Below are 17510 nucleotides of genomic sequence, written 5' to 3'. Positions count from 1 at the left end.
TTCTTGTGTTAAAGTGGACTTTGTTAGTTCCGCTTATCGGGTTACTCTGGGTAGGATTAAGTCAAGCAGTTTGTTGACCGATTCTTCTACCGAAAGTTTCGAGGTATCCAGTGACAAGGCTGGATGTTCCGGTGCCTCAAAGGGGGCAGATATGCCGGTAAAGTTTTTTATTTCTCCTTTACGTGCCTTGGCGTACAGACCTTTTACGTCGCGGCGTTCGCATTCTTCTATGGGAGTGCTGACATAGATTTCCATGAAATCCTCCTTGCCGATGATGTTTGCGGCCATTTCACGGATATCGTTGTTCGGACTGATGAATGCTGCGAGCGTAATAATGCCCGTGTCGACGAATAATTTGCCTATTTCCGCAATGCGGCGGATATTTTCTACACGGTCTTCGGCCGAGAATCCCAGATTATTGTTGATGCCGCTGCGGATGTTGTCGCCATCCAATATACGGCAGAGCAGTCCACGTTTTTGCAATTCCCGCTCCAGCGCAATGGCAATGGTACTTTTGCCCGAACCACTTAGTCCGGTAAACCAGATCATGACACTGTGCTGTTTCAGCAGTTCCTCTTTATCGGAACGGGTCAGCATGCGGTCAAATATCGGGTAAATATGTTTGGTTTCTTCCATATCGTTTGGTTATTAGTTAAAAAGGCCATATTTGTGGTATGACGAATATCGAAATCAAAAAAGTAATAATGTTCAGCGGCAATCCGATTCGCACGAAGTCGGTGAACTTGTAGTTCCCGATACCTTGTACAATCAGGTTGGTCTGATAGCCTATCGGAGTAGAGAAGCTGGCAGAAGCTGCCATGCAGATTACTACAAAGAAAGGCATAGGATTTACTCCCAGTTGCTGCGATAGTGACAGAGCAAGCGGGAAGGAGAGGGCCGCTGCTGCGTTGTTGGTTATCAGTTCGGTAAAGATATTGGTAATGATAAACAGCACTGCCAGCAGAACGTACGGGCCATGACTCCGGCTCAAGTCGATGATATAACCAGCCAGCAGGTCGGCTACTCCGGAATTTTCCATTGCTTTGCTGATGGCGAAAGCACAGGCGATGGTAATCAGGATGTCCCATGAAATATATTTGGTATACTTCCGAGGTGGAAATATCTTGGTCCATGCCATGATAACCGTTGTAATAGATACAAAGAAGAACATATCCAGCTTGATGCCTTCAGGCAGCAGTTTCTGTATGCCCGGCAATTCACCGATTGTAGCTCCGATAATCATAAACAGCAACAGGAACAATGCGAACCAGCGCTTTTTCTTTCCGGCAGGTTCATAGTCTTTACCGTTGGCAAGCATGATGAAGACTGACGATTCTCCCCAGGTCTTGATAAAGCTGTCGTCGGCAAGCAATACCAGTGTATCTCCTTCGCGAAAGCTGATGTCATTCAGGTCTTTGTAAGTATTACCGCCGCGGCGGATTTCTTTTACTTCTGCACCGTAGTGACGTTTGAAGTTGAATTCGCTTACCCGTTTGTTGATACCCGGAAAACGTGCGCCGATGACGGCTTCTACCGGATGAATTGATGAGTTGTTTTCCTCGTCTTCACCTGAAAGTGTTTCAGGACGGTCGGCAGGCAACAGCTTGCTGGAAAACAGAAACAGGTAAATGATGCCTGCAATGGCAATGAAAATACCTACTTTCCCCAGCTCGAACATGCTGAATCCTTTCATCCCTGCATCTTGTATCATGCTGTGTACTACCAGATTGGTTGATGTTCCTATCAGTGTACAGATACCTCCCAGAATCGTAACGTACGACAATGGAATAAGAAAGTAAGTGGCAGGAAGTTTTACGTAGCTTGCCCATCTCTTGATGATAGGAGCAAATATAACTACCACCGGAGTATTGTTCAGAAAGGCTGATATGAAGGCAATGGTAGGAAGCATGCGTACCTGAGCCTTGAATACTGTGGTCTGGCTCTGTGGCAGCAGTTTCTTGATGACTTGTGTCAAGGCTCCGCTTTGTCGGATGCCTTCACTTACCAGAAACAACATGGCAACGGTTATCATTCCTTTGTTGCTGAATCCTTCCAGCATTTCTTTCGGGGTAAGTATTCCGGTACAGAGAAATAGGACGACGACCGAGAACAGAATCATTCCCGGACGCATCTTATCCATAATCAGCGCTGTCAGCATAGCGACAAGCGCAACAAGTACAATAATAACTTCTACTGTCATAAATAGGTTATTCGGCTATGAACCACGGGTTCAACAAGTCTTCCTTATTATATTGCAGAGGTTCCTGGGTTCCGGCCTGATAAACTTCTTTACCCATGGCGCGAATAATAGCATGACCGGCAGCTGTATCCCATTCCATCGTTGGTGCGAACCGCGGATAAACGTCAGCTTTTCCTTCAGCTATCAGGCACAGTTTCAGTGAACTGCCTTTCGATACGGTTTCCACTGTCTGATGTTCTTGTTTCATTTTCTCGATATAGGCCTCTGTTTCCGGTGTCAGGTGGGAGCGGGATGCTACGACAACAAAGTTGTTGCGCGGCGTCTCTTCCTGATAGGGCAGGCGATGTGCCTTGCCGATAAGGCTGTCTACCGTTTCATTTGCAGTCAGACGGGTAATATGTTCTACCTTGTAAGCTCCATACTGGCAGTCGGCAAAGTACAATTCTTCCTTTACAGGAATATAGATTACTCCTGCTTCCGGTCTGCCGTTCTTTACATAAGCAATGTTTACGGTAAATTCTCCGTTACGTTTAATAAACTCTTTGGTACCATCCAGCGGGTCGACTATCCATAGTTCGTTCCAGCTTTGTCGCTCTTCGACTGGAATTTTCTTCCCTTCTTCGCTGAGAACGGGATAAGGAGTGGAAGCCAGATGTGCTGCGATAACCTTGTGCGACTTGCGGTCGGCAATGGTCAAAGGGGAGTTGTCTGCTTTCTTCTCTATCTCAAAATCCGCATTAGGATCGGTATACACGTTCATAATTTCTGCCCCGGCTTCTAACGATGCACGGATGGCTGTCAGTAATATATTTTTGTCCATACTCTCTAAATTGCTGTAAAATAACAACATTTTCTCTTATAGTCAGTAGTTCAATCTTCGTTTTTTCTGTTCCTCAGCATTGTTTATAGCTTCTTTTTAACAGAAGCATGCTCTAAACGAGTGGTTTTATCTCTTTCGACTGCTTCCAGATGCGTAGCATATAGTATGCACAGTGAGTAAATGCGAATGCGAAAGAAATGGTCAGTAAAGTCTTGTCCGCATCCCAGCCTACGGTTTGCTGGTGCCACAATCCGGTGATGACGCACAAAACGGAGAGGGCAAGTCCTAATATGTTCAGTACGATGTCGCCTTTGCGATGTGCCTGTCCCGGTTCCAGTCTGCTATATTTTCTACCGTACGAAGCATATACGTCCAGACCTATCAGCATCCATAGTACCAGTCGTATCCAGGTATCAGCAGGCAGGAAGCACATCATGCACAGGCAAGTCAGGATACCCATAATGGGGACAAAAGGTACAAACGGTGTCTTGAAGGTACGGTGAACGTTAGGCATGGTCTTGCGTACGATGAGCACGGCGGCACATACCAGTGTAAAAGCAAGCAGGGTGCCGATGCTTGTCATTTCGCCGGCTACTTGTGCGGGGACAAATCCTGCCAGCAGGCTTACTACAATCATGAACAGGCAGTTGCTGTGTACCGGCGTGCGGAAACGTTCATTGATACGTGAAAAGAACGGCGGCAGTAGTCCGTCGTGGCTCATGCTGAGGAATACACGACTTTGTCCGAGTAAAGTAACCATGATGACCGAGCAGTACCCGAAAAGAATGGCAAGGATGATGGCTTTGTTCAGCCACGGATAAGCCAGTTCGAAGACACCTGCGGAATTGGTGCTGCCCATGTGTTCGATAGCTACGGCTACGGGGGCAATACCTTCCTGTCCCTGAAATTCGGTATAGTGTGCCACTCCTGTCATGACGTGGGCGAACAGAATGTACAGAATAGTACACACCAGCAGTGAAACAAGGATACCGATCGGCATGTTCCGCTGGGGATTTTTGGTTTCCTGAGCGGCAGTGCTGACTGCATCGAATCCTAAAAAGGCAAAGAATACGATAGCCGCTCCGCGCAGAATGCCGGAAAAACCGAATTCGCCAAGCTTTCCTGTGTTCTCGGGTATGTAGGGCACGTAATTTTCGGCTTGTATGAATTTCCATCCAAGGAAGACAAATATCAGAATTACACCGATTTTCAGAAAGACAATCAACCCGTTGAAAAGGGAGCTGCCTGCTATGCCTCGCATAAGGATAAGGCTCATGAGGATTACGATCAGCATGGCTGGTATATTGACAATCCCTCCATCCCACGGACATGCGGTGAGGGCATGGGGGAGTTCAATACCTATGCCTTGCAGAAAGACCACCAGATAACGGCTCCAGCTGATGCTTACGGTGGTTGCCGCTACTGTATATTCCAAGACCAGGTCCCAGCCGATAATCCATGCAATCAGTTCGCCCATAGTTGCATACGAATAAGTATACGCACTTCCGGCAACAGGAATCATGGACGCGAACTCAGCATAACATAGTCCGGCGAAACAGCATCCTATGGCTGCAATGATGAATGACAGCGTGATGGCAGGACCTGTGTATTCCGATGCGACGGTTCCCGTAATGGAGAATAGTCCCGCACCGATGATGACTCCTACCCCCAAGGCTACCAGGCTGACCGGACCAAGCACCCGTTTCAGTGTCTTGTTGCCCGACTGCTGTGCCTCTGCTTGCAGCATTTCGATACTTTTTCTTATGAACAATCCCATTTGTGATGTATTTGCTTAGATGTTATAGAGTGCAAAGATAGTATTTATTCCGGATGTGCGGCTCTTTTTTATGTACCATGTTGATATATACAGAAAAACGTCCTGATGTATTGTCTAAAATTAAGGTTAGGGATACTATTTGTTTGTTTTTGATGGTGAACTTAATATAATGTTTAAAGAACCAATGCTTTTTTGCTGAATTTTACAAAAGGGCGCATGTCGTTTCTGGGAAAATAGGATTAATGCACAAAGCCTGCTTAAACATTTCTCAAAAGGAAGTTGTTTAAGCAGGCTTTGAAGGACTCAATCCGATACAATCTATATTGATGTGTTTTCTGGGATAAGTCACACTACAATAAGTTCTTTCAGTTTTTTGTCAGGACGTTACTTTCTTTTTGCATTATTAGAAAGAGGTATTTGCCATTTTCCATAGCCCTAAGAAAGAGGTTTTGGTTATTTCTACCAGTTTGTCCCAGTTGATTTTGGGAGCTTCGTCGCCCGGAAGATGGTAATCGGGATGCCAGTCGGTATGATACCACATGATAGGAATACCCAGTTTGGCAAATGTTCCATTGTCACTTCCTCCTACAGGATTATCCCAAGCGCGGTAATCGGGTTGTAGGTTCAGGTGATAGTGTTCGATATCTTTCTTCAGCCATTCGCCAAAGGCAGGTTTACTTTTAGTAAAAAAGTACACGACATGCCACGGACGCGACTCGTCATTGTTTCTTCCTATCATGTCGAAATTCAGATATCCCTTCACCTGATTGATTTGAGGAAAAGTCTGTGCAAAGTATTTTGAACCAAGCAATCCTTTTTCTTCGCCGTCCCAGAAAGCAAAGATAACGGTACGTTCCGGCTGTTGGCCTGATGCAAGGAATGAACGAACTATTTGCAGAACGGCCGAAACTCCGGAAGCATTGTCGTCGGCACCGTTATAAATCTGGTCGCCATCCAGCATCGGATCGTAACCGATGTGGTCATAGTGGGCACCGATAATTACGAATTCATTTTTATTCTTACCTTCTATTTTGGCAAGAACATTACGCATATTGTATTTTTGGTGAACTCCCTGCTTGATTAACTGAATAGAATCCGGATGTACTTGTAGTCTTCCTTTTTTCTGACGTTCTACGCGGTAGGCTTCAAAAGGTTGGAAGTAACTGTCGAACAAGGGAGATACTCCCCATTGCTGTAACAATGATGCGATATAGTTGCCTGCGATTCGTCCTCCTTCGGTGCCAGCTTCTCGTCCTTTCAGTTCGTCGGATGCCAGAAAACTGACAAAAGCTTCAGCACTTTCCCGATTGATAAAGGAAAGACCTTTTTCTTCGGGGGTAGGAGTTGAATTCTTCTTTGCGTTGGCGTTTGTTGCCGAAACACATGCCAATGCAGCAAACAGTATACAAAAAGCGTATTTTCTCATGTCTGTTAAAGTTAAATGATTAATAAGCCGAACGATATTTGCCTTCTTCCTTATCTTCCAGCATGTTCAAGTAGGAGGCATAACGTGATTCACTGATATAATGCTTTTCTACCGCTTCGCGTACAGCACATCCCGGTTCATGACGATGTGTACAGTTTCCGTATTTGCATTGGGCAGAAAATTCAAAAATTTCTTTGAAATAGTGTCCTACTTCTTCGTCTTCCATGTCGAAAGTTCCGAAACCTTTAATTCCCGGCGTATCAATGATATATCCATTTTTGCCAACAGGAAACATTTCAGAAAAAGTAGTTGTGTGCATACCTTTGTTATGAACGGTCGATATTTCACCGGTCTTTAGATGTTGTTCGGGTAAAATGGCGTTGATCAGAGTTGACTTTCCTACTCCCGAATGGCCGGAAAACAAAGTGACTTTGCCCTCCAGAGCCTGTTTTATTTCATCAAGTCCGGTTTCATTCAAGGCAGAAATTCTGAAACATGGATAGCCGATATGGGTATACAGATGGATCAATCCGTCCAAATAATGAAGTTCTTCCTCTGAATAACGGTCGGTTTTGTTGAATACAAGACAAACCGGAACGCGATAAGCTTCCGCCGATGCCAAAAAACGGTCGATGAAAGTCGTCGATGTTTCCGGATAATTGACGGTTACTACCAGCATACACTGGTCCAGATTGGCTGCAATAATATGTGATTGTTTAGACAAATTGGATGCACGGCGGATGATATAATTCTTTCGGTCCTCTATCTCTGTAATGAAAGCCGTACCTTCGGAATTGATTGAAATTTGTACCCGGTCGCCTACAGCGATAGGGTTTGTACTGCGGATTCCTTTTAAACGGAAGTTCCCTTTTATTTTACATTCTACTTGCCGGTTATCATCTGTCTTGACCAGATACCAGCTTCCTGTATTTTTTATGACTAAGCCTTTTTCCAAATTTTTATAAGGTGAAAAATAAAGGATGAAGAGAAGCCGGCGCATGCTTTTGCTTGCGCGTCGTACATACTTCATTCTTCATCCTTTATGAATATTAAACAGTCATGATTTCTTTGTCTTTGGCAGCAAGCATTTCATCTATTTGTTTGATATACTTGTCGTGAGCCTTCTGTAATTTTGCTTCAGAATTTTTCTGTTCATCTTCAGGCATACCGTCTTTTACTGCTTTTTTCAGTGCGTCAATTGCATCACGGCGTGCATTGCGGACACTCACCTTGGCTGTTTCACCTTCACCTTTACACTGCTTTGCCAGTTGTTTACGGCGCTCCTCTGTCAAAGGAGGAATACCTATACGGATAATTTCTCCGTTGTTTTCGGGCATGATACCCAGATCGGAGTCAATAATAGCCTTTTCAATTACGCGGAACATGCTTTTATCCCACGGCTTGATTGCGATGCTGCGAGCATCGGGAGTAGTTACGGCTGCTACATTATTAATAGGAACCATACTTCCGTAAGAATCTACACGGATACCGTCCAGCAAACGTACATCAGCTTTTCCGGCACGGATGTGTGCCAGTGCATCTTCCAGATACATAATTGCCATATCCATTTTCTCTTCAGCTCCGCTGAGAATTGTTTTTGAGTCTGCCATATTAAAATTTTAAAAGTTTATCGGGTTAGACTTATGCTAAATTAATGTGAACAAAAATACATGATTTTTTATTTTTCTGCAATAGTTTACTGATAATTATATGATTGCTTGTTTTCCGGTTGTCTGATTTTGCTATTGTTTGTTTGATGGAAGGAGAACTGGGAAAAAAAGACGGCAAATAGGATATTTATTATAATAATAAGGAGTGTTTTGGGTAGTAGAATAAACGTTTTGTTCCGTTTTATCTGATTTTACGTATAAAAAATAGTTGAAAGATGTTTGATTATAGAAAAATGTTACTATATTTGCCAACAACAAAACAATAATACATGAACGAATACTATCTTCATATCACTATGATGACCGGAATGGGGCACACAGCTACATTCACATCTGTTACCGGGATGACCCCTCGGGGGTAAGAGATTGTATTATAGGTGTTTCTACGTGTTACACGCCTGTGGACTCAGGCACTTCGTTTTTATTTTAATCAGTTATTTATTTTGTTTTATCAGACAAGGCATTCTTGTAAAATAGAATAGCTCTTGTATAAAAGTATAAGTACATGAAAGTATTAAAATTCGGTGGAACATCGGTAGGTTCTGTCAACAGTATGTTGAATGTAAAGAAAATTGTTGAGGCAGTAGATGATAAAGTGATAGTAGTCGTTTCGGCATTGGGCGGCATTACCGACAAGTTGATTAAGACTTCTACGATGGCGGCCAATGGAGATTCAGGCTATGAAAAGGCAATGAAGGAGATTGTAAATCGTCATATAGAGATGGTTTATACCGTCATTCCTGCAGGACAGAAGCGTGAATTATTGTTGGATTGCGTAAACGAACTGCTGAGTGAGTTGAAAGACATTTTTCAAGGAATATATCTTATACGTGATTTGTCGCCGAAGACATCGGCAACCATCGTAAGTTATGGTGAACGGCTCTCATCCATTATCGTAGCTACGCTTATAGAAGGGGCACAATGGTTCGACTCACGTCTGTTTATCAAGACAGAGAAAAAACATAATAAACATATACTCGATTCGGAACTGACAACTCGTCTGGTGCGTGAAACCTTTCACGATATACCTCAAATTTCGCTGGTTCCGGGATTTATTTCCACCGACAAGAATACAGGTGAGGTAACAAACCTCGGTCGTGGAGGATCGGACTATACGGCTTCCATTCTGGCAGCGGCACTCGATGCAAGTGTTCTGGAGATATGGACAGATGTAGACGGCTTTATGACTGCCGATCCTCGTGTTATCAGTACAGCTTATCCGATTACGGAACTGAGTTACGTGGAGGCAATGGAGTTGTGCAACTTTGGTGCGAAAGTGGTTTATCCGCCGACTATCTATCCGGTTTGCCATAAGAATATTCCTATTCTGATAAAGAATACGTTCAATCCTGAAGCTCCGGGAACAATCGTGAAACAGGAGGCCGATCATTCTTCCAAGGCTATCAAGGGTATTTCTTCCATCAATGATACGTGCCTGATAACCATGACCGGACTGGGTATGGTGGGAGTAATCGGTGTGAATTACCGAATCTTCAAGACTCTGGCAGAGAATGGCATCAGTGTGTTCCTGGTTTCTCAGGCATCTTCGGAGAACTCTACTTCTATCGGTGTGCGGACGGTAGACGCTCCGCTGGCTTGCGAAGTACTGAACGAAGAGTTTGCCAAGGAAATAGAAATGGGAGAAATCAGTCCGATGAAAGCCGAAAGCGGACTGGCTACCGTGGCTATCGTGGGAGAGAACATGAAGCATACACCGGGTATTGCCGGAAAATTGTTCGGTACACTGGGACGCAACGGTATCAATGTGATAGCTTGTGCCCAAGGTGCTTCCGAAACCAACATCTCGTTTGTAGTAGACGGAGCTTCTTTGCGCAAGACGTTGAACGTAATTCACGATTCTTTCTTCCTGTCGGAATATCAGGTGTTGAATCTTTTCATCTGCGGTATCGGAACAGTAGGTCACAGCCTTATCGAACAAATCAGCAGTCAGCAGGAGCGACTGAAACGTGAACGGGGACTGATGTTGAATGTCGTAGGTATTGCCAACGGGCATAAGGCTTTGTTTACCCGCAGAGGAATCGACCTGTCTAACTATCGTCAGGAGTTGGAAGAAAAAGGTATTCCTTCGTCGCCTCAAGTGCTTCAGGATGAGATTGTAGGAATGAACATTTTCAATTCTGTATTTGTGGACTGTACAGCCAGCCCGGAAATAGCCGGATTATATAAAGAATTCCTGAGCCATAACATTTCGGTTGTAGCAGCCAATAAGATAGCTGCATCGTCGGAATACGAAAATTATGCAGAACTGAAACATATTGCTCGTCAGCGTGGCGTGAAGTTCCTGTTCGAAACCAACGTTGGTGCCGGACTTCCGGTTATCAATACCATTAACGATTTGATAAATAGTGGCGATAAAATAGTAAAGATTGAGGCTGTATTGAGCGGTACATTGAATTATATTTTCAATACGATCAGTGCCGATGTACCGTTGAGCGAAACTATTCGCAAGGCCAAGGAAGAAGGATATTCCGAACCCGATCCGCGTATCGACCTGAGTGGTAAGGATGTTATCCGCAAGCTTGTCATTCTGGCGCGCGAAGCCGGCTATCGGTTGGATCAGGAAGATGTGGAGAAACACCTGTTTATCCCCAATGAACTGTTTGAAGGTTCGCTGGAAGACTTCTGGAAGAAGATACCTTCACTCGACGATGAATTTGAAGCTCGCCGTAAGGTTCTTGAGAAAGAAGGAAAACACTGGCGTTTTGTTGCCAGCCTTGAAAACGGACATGGGGTAGTTGCCTTGCAGGAAGTAGGCAGAAATCATCCGTTCTATACGCTGGAAGGCAGCAACAACATTATTTTGCTCACAACTGAACGATATAACGAGTACCCGATGCTCATTCAGGGATACGGTGCCGGAGCAAGCGTAACTGCTGCCGGTGTCTTTGCCGATATTATGAGCATCGCAAACATTTAGGCTTATGAAGCACATTATTATTTTAGGAGACGGTATGGCAGACTGGCCCGTACCGTCGCTCGGAAACAAGACATTGCTACAATATGCAAATACTCCGTATATGGACAAGCTGGCCCGAATGGGACGTACGGGGATGCTGAAAACGGTTGCCGACGGATTTCATCCCGGTAGTGAGGTGGCAAACATGTCGGTTATGGGTTACAACCTCCCTTTGGTATACGAAGGAAGAGGTGTTCTTGAAGCTGCAAGTATAGGTGTGGATCTGGAACCGGGAGATATGGCTATGCGATGCAACCTGATTTGTGTGGAAGGAGATATCTTGAAAAATCATTCGGCAGGGCATATTACTACCGAAGAGGCCGATCAGTTGATTAAGTATCTGGATGAGAAATTAGGTACAGACCGCATTCGTTTCTATACTGGCGTGCAGTATCGTCACCTGTTGGTGGTAAAAGGTGGGGATAAACATCTGGCATGTGTACCACCCCATGATGTTCCGCTGAAACCTTTCCGTCCGAATCTGATAAAAGCACTGCGTCCCGAAGCACAGGAAACTGCCGATCTACTGAACACATTGATCCTGAAGTCGCAGGAACTACTTGCTACTCATCCGGTAAACTTGAAGCGGGTGGCAGAGGGAAAAGACCCGGCTAACAGCATTTGGCCTTGGAGTCCCGGTTATCGTCCGCAGATGGAACCGCTGTCGCAAAAGTATCCTTCAATCCGCAAAGGCTCGGTCATTACGGCAGTCGACCTGATTCGGGGTATCGGACGTTATGCCGGATTGCGCTGCATCGACGTGGAAGGAGCTACCGGACTCTATACGACGAATTACGAAGGAAAGGCACAGGCAGCCATCGAGGCCTTGAAAACCGACGACTTTGTTTACCTTCACATAGAGGCAAGCGATGAAGCGGGGCACGAAGGCGATGTAGACCTGAAACTGAAGACCATCGAATATCTGGACAGTCGTGCACTGGGACCGATTTACGAAGAAGTGAAAAACTGGGATGAACCGGTGGCCATTGCCGTACTGCCCGACCATCCTACGCCGTGCGAGCTGCGCACCCATACAGCCGAACCGGTACCCTTCCTGATCTATTATCCGGGTATAGAACCCGACAGCGTGCAGTGTTACGACGAAATAGCTTGTCGCGAAGGAGCATACGGCACGATGGAGAAAGACGAGTTTATGAATGAGTTTATGAAAATACAATAGAGCGTTATGAAATATTACAGCACCAATAAAAAGGCTTCCGATGCGACACTGGAAGAAGCCGTAGTTCGCGGACTGGCTGGCGACAAGGGTTTGTACATGCCCCGTTCCATCAAATCCCTGCCTCAGTCTTTTTACGATGAGATAGAAAACCTGTCGTTTCAGGAGATTGCATACCGTGTGGCAGATGCTTTCTTTGGAGAAGACATTCCTGCCGATACACTGAAGCATATCGTATACGATACACTGAGCTTTGATGCACCGGTAGTAAAGGTAAAAGATAATATCTATTCGCTGGAACTGTTTCACGGTCCTACCTTAGCTTTCAAGGATGTGGGCGGACGCTTTATGGCACGCTTGCTGGGATACTTTATCCGTAAGGAAGGCAAGAAGCAGGTTAATGTGCTGGTAGCGACTTCCGGAGATACGGGTAGTGCTGTGGCAAATGGTTTTCTGGGTGTGGAAGGTATTCATGTGTACGTGCTTTATCCCAAAGGAAAGGTGAGCGAGATTCAGGAAAAACAGTTTACTACGCTCGGACAGAATATTACGGCTATCGAGGTAGACGGTACGTTCGACGACTGTCAGGCCTTGGTGAAGAACGCTTTCATGGACAAGGAACTGAATGAACACATGCAACTCACTTCGGCTAATTCCATCAATGTGGCTCGTTTCCTGCCACAGGCTTTTTATTATTTCTACGCCTATGCGCAAATGAAGAAGCAGGGCAAGGCAGACAATCTGGTTATTTGTGTGCCGAGCGGAAACTTCGGAAATATTACAGCCGGACTGTTTGGCAAGCGGATGGGACTTCCCGTGAAGCGCTTTATCGCAGCAAATAATCGGAATGATATTTTCTATCAGTACCTGAAAACCGGAGAATATAATCCTCGTCCTTCGGTTGCAACGATAGCCAATGCGATGGATGTTGGCGATCCGAGTAACTTTGCCCGCATACTCGACTTATACGAAGGCAGTCACGATGCCATCGCCTCTGAAGTAAGTGGAGAAACCTATACCGACGAACAGATACGTGAAACGGTACAGAAGACCTACGAGGAAACCGGGTATCTGCTCGATCCGCATGGAGCTTGCGGCTATCGCGCTTTGGCAGAAGACTTGAAGCCGGGAGAAAACGGTGTCTTTCTGGAAACAGCTCATCCTGCCAAGTTCCTGCAGACAGTAGAAGATATTATCGGCACAGAAGTAAAGATTCCCGAAAAGTTGCAGGCTTTTATGCGGGGAACCAAGCAGAGTGTACCGATGCAGAAAGACTTTGCTTCGTTTAAGGCTTATCTGCTGAAACAGTAATCGGAACGTTTGTTGCTCTTGGTGGCGGAATGCTTTTTCGCTTCTGCTGGAAAGGCTGAAAAAATGTCGGCATGTTTTTTTATTTTTTGTACAAAAGATTTTTTTGTTTGTACAAAAACCCGGGAGCTTTTCGCAGAACGTTTTCTACCTCTCACGGGGAACTGGTAAATCTTTCCTGAAAAAGGACTGATTTCGTGAGTCGAAGAACAGGAATTGCCGGTTATAACCGATTTGCCGGAAACAGACTGTTGAACAATAAAAACGGAAAATCCCGCAGGACAGATGAAGCAGTCCTGCGGGATTTTTCTTGTTGTACAAGTCGTATAACGAATTACTTATCTATTCTTATACATATTTTCGTAATAATTCTGGTAGTCACCACTGGTAACACTCTTAACCCATTCCTGATTGTTCAGGTACCAGATAATGGTTTTCACGATACCGTCTTCGAATTTTGTTTCCGGAGTCCATCCCAGTTCACGAGTGATCTTGGTCGGGTCGATGGCATAACGCTGGTCGTGTCCCAGGCGGTCTTTTACAAATGTAATCAGTGAATCATTTATCCAGTCAATACGGATTTCGCCATTTTCGTCCAGCTCTTTTTTCTTCAATATCTTGCGATAAGCAGGTTCCTGTTCCATCAGGCGGTGGATTGTAGCAATGGTAAGTTTTACAATTTCGATGTTCTGCTTTTCATTGTGACCTCCTACATTGTAAATCTCACCGTTCTTTCCTTCGCGTACTACCAGGTCGATCGCCTTGCAATGGTCTTCTACATACAGCCAGTCGCGTACGTTTGTACCGTTTCCGTATACCGGCAGGCGTTTCCCCTCGAGAATATTCTTGATGATCAGCGGAATCAGCTTTTCCGGAAAATGATAAGGACCGTAGTTGTTCGAGCAGCGTGTAATGGTGACCGGCATCTTATACGTATCGCGATAAGCCATGACAATCAGGTCGGCACTGGCTTTCGAAGCGCTGTACGGGCTGTGCGGACATAAAGGAGTTTCTTCGGTAAAGAAACCTTCTTCTCCCAGTGAGCCATATACCTCGTCGGTTGAAACTTGATGGTAGCGTACATCTTTTCTCCATGTAGGATAACCGTTTTCATCTTTTCCGGTAACCCATGCACGGCGGGCTGCATCCAGCAGGTTTTGTGTACCCAGAATATTGGTCTGAAGGAATAATTGTGGGTTTTCGATGCTGCGGTCTACGTGACTTTCGGCTGCGAAGTTGACAATATAGTCGAATTTATATTCGGCAAACAGGCGGTCGGCAAGTTCGCGGTCGCATATATTACCTCTTATAAAAAAACAGCGTTCATTGTCGACATCCTTCGAGATAGTTCCCAAATTTCCGGCATAAGTCAGTGCATCAAGTATGACTACCTTGATGTCTTCGTGTTTCGCCAAGATATATTTTATATAATTTGCGCCGATAAATCCGGCTGCTCCTGTGACTAGATAAGTTTTCATATAAGGTCTTGCTTAAAATCGGTTACAAATTTCGGAAAGTTTTTTTAATCAGACAAACAATTACTTGTTTAATTCTATTACTTCCAGGTCGGAAAAACGACCTTTGTCGATACTGAAACGTACCAGTGTGCGTACAGTATGGAAACCGTATATTCCGGCAGCACCTGGGTTTATATGCAACAGGTTCAGCGACTTGTCGTACTTTACCTTCAGGATATGCGAATGCCCGCTGATGAAAAGCTGTGGAGGATTGGCAAACAAGGTAGAGCGTATCGAGGCATCGTATTTACCCGGATAGCCTCCGATGTGTTTCATCAGCACATCTGCACCGTCCACCGTGAAGCGGGCTGTTTCCGGAAACAGCCGTCGCATGTCTTGTCCGTCGATATTTCCGTATACAGCTTTCAGGGGGCGGAACGCTTCCAGCCGTTCTACGATTTCCATCGAACCGATGTCACCTGCATGCCATATCTGGTCGCACGGTTCAAAGTATTTCAGGTAACGTTCGTCCCAGTAACCGTGCGTGTCCGATAATAATCCGATTCTTGTCATATTTCTTTGGTTTTGTCAGGCAAAGATAGTATTTTTGAGTCAACCTTGATTTGTGACATTATGGAAAAACAATACAGATATTTCAACCGCGATATCAGTTGGCTGTCGTTCAATCATCGGGTCCTGCTGGAGGCCGACGATGACGATTTGCCATTATATGAACGGATAAATTTCATAGCTATCTATTCATCTAATCTGGAAGAATTTTACAAAGTCCGTGTGGCCGAGCATAAAGCTGTAGCTTCGGGCGGGAAAAGCGAGGACATGACGGTAGACGAGGCACACGAATTGATTCGGAAGATAGCAGAAATTGTCAACACGCAGTTGGAAGACAGAATACGCATTTATGAACAGAAAATATTGCCCGGTCTGCGGGATAATCATATCATTTTCTATCAGTCGAAACGGGAGGTAGAGCCTTTTCACCGCGATTTTGTACATCGCTTCTTTATGGAAGAGGTCTTTCCCTATCTTCAGCCGGTAAAGATTGAGAAAGAACGGGTGCGGATGTTCCTTCGCGACAAGCGGCAATACCTGGCTGTGCGGGTACGTTGTCGCGAAACAGGACAGATGGAATACTTCATTATCAAGATGCCGTATAGTAAAGTTCCTCGTTTCGTGGAGCTCCCGCGGCAGGGAGAAAACTATTATTTGATGTTTCTGGAAGATGTTATCAAGGCAAATCTGGCGGAGGTGTTTGTTGGATATGAAGTCGATTGCAGTTATTGTTGCAAGATTTCGCGCGATGCCGATGTCTTTGTCGATGATGTTCCTTCTGAAAATATGGTAGAGAAGTTAAAGGAAAAGGTTAAGAAACGCAAGATTGGTGCAATAGCCCGCTTTGTATACGACCGTAAAATGCCTGCCGATTTTCTGGCTTTTCTGACGGATGCTTTCTCTATCGACCGTGAGGAACTGGTTCCGGGTGACAAGCATTTGAATCTGGAAGACTTGGCTTCATTGCCCAATCCGAACCCCGATTTAAAGCCGTTGATAAAGCCTGCTCCGATGCGTCTTGCCGGACTGGAAGGTAAACACTTTATGTATCGTCGTATAGCAACAAAAGATTTGATGCTGCATTATCCGTATCATAGTTTTGATCATTTTATTCATTTTCTGTACGAAGCGGTACACGATCCGTTCTGCAAGGAAATAATGATTACTCAATACCGTGTGGCGGAACATTCGGAAGTCATCAATGCCTTGATAGCAGCTGCGCGAAATGGTAAGCAGGTGACGGTCTTTGTGGAGTTGAAAGCTCGTTTCGATGAGGAGAACAACATGGCAACTGCCGAACTGATGAGGAATGCCGGCATCCGAATTCTGTTTAGTATACCGGGACTGAAAGTACATGCTAAGGTGGCTCTCGTCTTGCGCTACAATAAAAATGGTGAGCAGATAAGGAGTTATGCCTATGTCAGTACGGGCAATTTCAATGAGAAAACGGCCAAAATATACTCGGATATTGCACTATATACCTGCAACAAGGTGATAGTGGAAGATATGCATACACTGTTCCGTTTCTTGCGGAAAGAAGTAGAAGAACCTAAGTTTAAGCGCCTGTTGATAGCTCGTTTCAATCTGCTTCCGGAGTTAAAACGGATGATTCACCATGAGATTGCCTTGGTTAAAAGTGGTCGTCCGGGGAGAATCATACTTAAAATGAATGCGCTGCAAGACCTTGCTATGATAGATGAGCTGTATCGGGCAAGCGAGGCGGGCGTAAAAATCGACCTCATCGTGCGCGGAATCTGCTGTCTGGTGCCTGGAGAATCGTTCAGTCGTAATATTCGTGTTACCCGTATTGTCGACAGTTTTCTGGAACATGCCCGAGTATGGTATTTCGGTAATAATGGAGATCCGCGGTTGTTTATCGGCTCTCCCGACTGGATGAAACGTAATCTGTACCGTCGGATAGAGGCAGTAACTCCGGTCTTGGATAAAGACCTGAAGCAGGAACTGATGGATATGCTCGATATTCAACTTCGTGCTAACTGGAAAGCCTGCTGGGTAGATAGTGAGTTGAGGAACATTTTCAAGCGTACTCCCGATGAACCGAAAGTGCGTGCTCAATATGATTTTTATCAGTATTTGTATAAGAAAAATATTGAGTGAGGATTTGTAG

Annotated in this window: 13 protein-coding genes; 4 read left to right on the top strand and 9 right to left on the bottom strand. The window is 45.0% G+C overall.

What is annotated here, in order from left to right; translation table 11 throughout:
- Positions 1–33: 33 nt before the first annotated feature.
- The 7 genes from cysC to frr all read right to left on the bottom strand — a co-directional run bounded on the left by cysC (position 34) and on the right by frr (position 7833).
- Positions 34–636: an adenylyl-sulfate kinase gene (gene cysC / locus WKT12_RS06325; RefSeq protein ID WP_021969936.1), complete on the bottom strand. Its 603-nt coding sequence runs from the start codon at positions 634–636 to the stop codon at positions 34–36.
- A gap of 16 nt (positions 637–652) precedes the next feature.
- Positions 653–2200 carry an SLC13 family permease gene (locus WKT12_RS06320; RefSeq protein ID WP_021969937.1) on the bottom strand — a complete coding sequence of 516 codons (1548 nt, stop codon included), beginning with the start codon at positions 2198–2200 and terminating at the stop codon, positions 653–655.
- 7 nt (positions 2201–2207) lie between these two features.
- Positions 2208–3020 carry a 3'(2'),5'-bisphosphate nucleotidase CysQ gene (cysQ, locus tag WKT12_RS06315; protein WP_340319167.1) on the bottom strand — a complete coding sequence of 271 codons (813 nt, stop codon included), beginning with the start codon at positions 3018–3020 and terminating at the stop codon, positions 2208–2210.
- Between the two features lie 112 nt (positions 3021–3132).
- The gene (locus WKT12_RS06310) at positions 3133–4797 is read right to left on the bottom strand and encodes an amino acid permease (RefSeq protein WP_021969939.1); all 1665 of its coding nucleotides are present in this window, start codon (positions 4795–4797) and stop codon (positions 3133–3135) included.
- Positions 4798–5200: 403 nt separating this feature from the next.
- The gene (locus tag WKT12_RS06305) at positions 5201–6223 is read right to left on the bottom strand and encodes a M20/M25/M40 family metallo-hydrolase (protein WP_021969940.1); all 1023 of its coding nucleotides are present in this window, start codon (positions 6221–6223) and stop codon (positions 5201–5203) included.
- A 19-nt stretch (positions 6224–6242) separates the two neighbouring features.
- Positions 6243–7223: a ribosome small subunit-dependent GTPase A gene (gene rsgA, locus WKT12_RS06300; RefSeq protein ID WP_340319191.1), complete on the bottom strand. Its 981-nt coding sequence runs from the start codon at positions 7221–7223 to the stop codon at positions 6243–6245.
- Between the two features lie 49 nt (positions 7224–7272).
- Positions 7273–7833, bottom strand: a complete 561-nt coding sequence (gene frr / locus WKT12_RS06295) for a ribosome recycling factor (RefSeq protein WP_021969942.1) — start codon at positions 7831–7833, stop codon at positions 7273–7275.
- Positions 7834–8398: 565 nt separating this feature from the next.
- Here frr and thrA point away from each other — a divergent pair.
- From thrA to thrC, 3 genes are read left to right on the top strand one after another with little or no spacing between them, the layout of a single operon-like run.
- Entirely contained in the window at positions 8399–10831 is a 2433-nt protein-coding gene (gene thrA / locus WKT12_RS06290) for a bifunctional aspartate kinase/homoserine dehydrogenase I (RefSeq protein ID WP_340319166.1), read from the top strand.
- Between the two features lie 4 nt (positions 10832–10835).
- Positions 10836–12050 (top strand): cofactor-independent phosphoglycerate mutase, encoded by a 1215-nt coding sequence (locus WKT12_RS06285; RefSeq protein WP_340319165.1) that lies wholly within the window; start codon positions 10836–10838, stop codon positions 12048–12050.
- 6 nt (positions 12051–12056) lie between these two features.
- Positions 12057–13358 carry a threonine synthase gene (gene thrC / locus WKT12_RS06280; RefSeq protein WP_340319164.1) on the top strand — a complete coding sequence of 434 codons (1302 nt, stop codon included), beginning with the start codon at positions 12057–12059 and terminating at the stop codon, positions 13356–13358.
- Between the two features lie 335 nt (positions 13359–13693).
- On the opposite strand, the gene rfbB is transcribed toward thrC, so the two are convergent.
- Complete coding sequence (gene rfbB, locus WKT12_RS06275; protein ID WP_340319163.1) at positions 13694–14833, bottom strand: dTDP-glucose 4,6-dehydratase; 1140 nt, start codon at positions 14831–14833, stop codon at positions 13694–13696.
- A 60-nt stretch (positions 14834–14893) separates the two neighbouring features.
- Positions 14894–15385 carry a metallophosphoesterase family protein gene (locus tag WKT12_RS06270; protein ID WP_340319162.1) on the bottom strand — a complete coding sequence of 164 codons (492 nt, stop codon included), beginning with the start codon at positions 15383–15385 and terminating at the stop codon, positions 14894–14896.
- Positions 15386–15445: 60 nt separating this feature from the next.
- Between WKT12_RS06270 and WKT12_RS06265 the strand changes: the two genes are divergently transcribed.
- Positions 15446–17500 carry an RNA degradosome polyphosphate kinase gene (locus WKT12_RS06265; RefSeq protein WP_340319161.1) on the top strand — a complete coding sequence of 685 codons (2055 nt, stop codon included), beginning with the start codon at positions 15446–15448 and terminating at the stop codon, positions 17498–17500.
- Positions 17501–17510: the final 10 nt, after the last annotated feature.

The organism is Phocaeicola sp. HCN-6420 (assembly GCF_037890145.1).
Taxonomy (GTDB): Bacteria; Bacteroidota; Bacteroidia; order Bacteroidales; family Bacteroidaceae; genus Phocaeicola.
The sequence above is the reverse complement of the archived record's forward strand: the minus strand, read 5'-3'. Positions and strand labels throughout refer to the sequence as shown.

What these genes read in the sequence shown, in the direction of transcription:
- thrA (WP_340319166.1), top strand. Translation starts at nt 8,399, where the DNA reads ATGAAAGTATTAAAATTCGGTGGAACATCGGTAGGTTCTGTCAACAGT.
- WKT12_RS06270 (WP_340319162.1), bottom strand. Translation starts at nt 15,385, where the DNA reads ATGACAAGAATCGGATTATTATCGGACACGCACGGTTACTGGGACGAA.
- rsgA (WP_340319191.1), bottom strand. Translation starts at nt 7,223, where the DNA reads ATGCGCCGGCTTCTCTTCATCCTTTATTTTTCACCTTATAAAAATTTG.
- rfbB (WP_340319163.1), bottom strand. Translation starts at nt 14,833, where the DNA reads ATGAAAACTTATCTAGTCACAGGAGCAGCCGGATTTATCGGCGCAAAT.
- WKT12_RS06310 (WP_021969939.1), bottom strand. Translation starts at nt 4,797, where the DNA reads ATGGGATTGTTCATAAGAAAAAGTATCGAAATGCTGCAAGCAGAGGCA.
- WKT12_RS06320 (WP_021969937.1), bottom strand. Translation starts at nt 2,200, where the DNA reads ATGACAGTAGAAGTTATTATTGTACTTGTTGCGCTTGTCGCTATGCTG.
- cysQ (WP_340319167.1), bottom strand. Translation starts at nt 3,020, where the DNA reads ATGGACAAAAATATATTACTGACAGCCATCCGTGCATCGTTAGAAGCC.
- cysC (WP_021969936.1), bottom strand. Translation starts at nt 636, where the DNA reads ATGGAAGAAACCAAACATATTTACCCGATATTTGACCGCATGCTGACC.
- WKT12_RS06285 (WP_340319165.1), top strand. Translation starts at nt 10,836, where the DNA reads ATGAAGCACATTATTATTTTAGGAGACGGTATGGCAGACTGGCCCGTA.
- WKT12_RS06265 (WP_340319161.1), top strand. Translation starts at nt 15,446, where the DNA reads ATGGAAAAACAATACAGATATTTCAACCGCGATATCAGTTGGCTGTCG.
- thrC (WP_340319164.1), top strand. Translation starts at nt 12,057, where the DNA reads ATGAAATATTACAGCACCAATAAAAAGGCTTCCGATGCGACACTGGAA.
- WKT12_RS06305 (WP_021969940.1), bottom strand. Translation starts at nt 6,223, where the DNA reads ATGAGAAAATACGCTTTTTGTATACTGTTTGCTGCATTGGCATGTGTT.
- frr (WP_021969942.1), bottom strand. Translation starts at nt 7,833, where the DNA reads ATGGCAGACTCAAAAACAATTCTCAGCGGAGCTGAAGAGAAAATGGAT.